Consider the following 1,657-nt stretch of genomic DNA (forward strand, 5'->3'; position numbering starts at 1 on the left):
CGCCGGATATTCGTAGAGCTCCCGGTAAGCGTTTTCCGGCAGCGCCACCATCCCCGGCGTCTCCGCCCCCGGCACCATCTGCGGCGTCTCGAAATTCCAGTCCCGGCCCGCCCGCTTGCCGGGGACGTAGGGATAAAGCCTTCGCCAGTCGTCGATATGGTTGCGGTCCGACGAGCCCTGCGCGATGGTTATCCGGGCCTTCGTTCAGTCGATGAGCCCCTTCTGACGCAGATGGTCGAGATAGGGACCGCCATATTCGTCGAAGATCTCTCTGCCCTCGAGCATAAAGGCGCGCAGCAGCGGATCGGTGGACTCATCGGTCCGCCCGAGGTCATAGAGCGTGGCGCCAAGACTGATCAGTACGAACGGGTTCATATGCCCATCCGCGCCAGCCGCAGCGGCCTGAAAACACGCCAAGGCGCGCTGAAGGTCACCTTTGTCTCTATAGGCCTCCCCGAGAGACGCATTGAGCCAAACCCAGGCCTCCCACCGCTTTTGTGGAGAAGGCAGCATGCCCAAGGCTTCATGCCACACCGCAATGGCACCGTCCGCATCACCGGCTTCCAGCATGACATTTCCGCGTTCGGACAAAACCTTGATCTGATCATAGATATCGTCCGGCAATTCGTCTTCGGCGAAATCGCTCATGACCTCTTCGCCTTTTTCCTTAAATAAAAATCGAGGTATTTTTTGTCGGCGCCTTTGAACGGCAGAGTTTTCCATTTTTTGTATTGCCAATCAAATATCGCAAACGCATCATCGTAACGCCCCATTTCAAAGTAGATCGTCGCGGCATAAAATTCGATGACCTGATCGGGCCGCTCTTTTGTCGATCCATAGGATTTTCTCGTGATATCGAGCCAATGCAGAGCTTTATCGAATTGATTCGTATCTCGAAAGAAAATCATGTTATCCCTAGGAATAATATTTGAATAGAACTCCCATCCTAGCTTCGGTTCTGGTAGCAAATTCCAGGCATTTAGAGAAAGAATTTCTTCTTGAACCAGATCTACCTGCCGATGAGCGTCTCCAGCAGCCTTGAGAACATTATCTATTTTACTCCGAACTTCATCTGGAAGTTCCGTGCGTTTGATCATCTCACTCATCACAGTCCCTATTTCAATGGGGGAAGATAGGTTTGGGTTTGGCCAAGGATGGCACCCTGTGAACGATTGATGGAGTCAAGTTCAAGATAGTAGTTATCTGAATTCAGCATCCATTGCCGGACCTCGGGAGCCTTGGCACCGTAAGAGCGACCCGTTTCATTCCACCAAGTTACCGCGTCGGTTTTATGGGCCATATCAGCACGGGAGAGATCGTACCATTCGTTGTTGGAAGCTTTGAACTCGGTTGCTCCGGTTTTGGGATTGACCCTAATCTTGCCATCCTTTTTCATCCGCGCAATGACGGCCTTGCCGGTTTTTGATTTTTTCCCCGGTGTCTTTCCAAGATAGCGCTCTCGCAATGATAGCTTGCGTGTACTCCTTGCGCCTGCGCTGCCGTCCTCGCTCGCTCTTTGAACTCCGGGCTGTTCGGCATTGCGTGCGGCCGAGGCCTCCGCTTCGGCGAGATCATCGCCCGCAGACGCCGCGGCGCGCCCTTCTGCCTTCGCCGCCGCCGATCCAGCGGCAATCTCGCCGGACAGGCCCTGGCCCGT

3 protein-coding genes and 1 pseudogene are annotated in these 1,657 nt (G+C 54.2%); all 4 read right to left on the bottom strand.

Translation table 11 applies throughout. The features are described from left to right. Positions 1–189: pseudogene (locus tag J1C48_RS19070) on the bottom strand (hypothetical protein); the annotation flags it as partial. A 15-nt stretch (positions 190–204) separates the two neighbouring features. Then, complete coding sequence (locus J1C48_RS18650) at positions 205–648, bottom strand: tetratricopeptide repeat protein (protein ID WP_207259504.1); 444 nt, start codon at positions 646–648, stop codon at positions 205–207. Next, the gene (locus tag J1C48_RS18655; protein WP_207259505.1) at positions 645–1,106 is read right to left on the bottom strand and encodes a hypothetical protein; all 462 of its coding nucleotides are present in this window, start codon (positions 1,104–1,106) and stop codon (positions 645–647) included. Before J1C48_RS18655 ends, J1C48_RS18650 begins: the two co-directional genes overlap by 4 nt. Before the next feature lie 8 nt (positions 1,107–1,114). Then, positions 1,115–1,657: GH-E family nuclease (locus tag J1C48_RS18660; RefSeq protein WP_207259506.1), on the bottom strand; the 543-nt coding region annotated here is incomplete at its 5' end.

Origin of the sequence: Jiella flava, assembly GCF_017349315.1 — a bacterium.
GTDB classification, from domain to species: Bacteria; Pseudomonadota; Alphaproteobacteria; order Rhizobiales; family Rhizobiaceae; genus Jiella; species Jiella flava.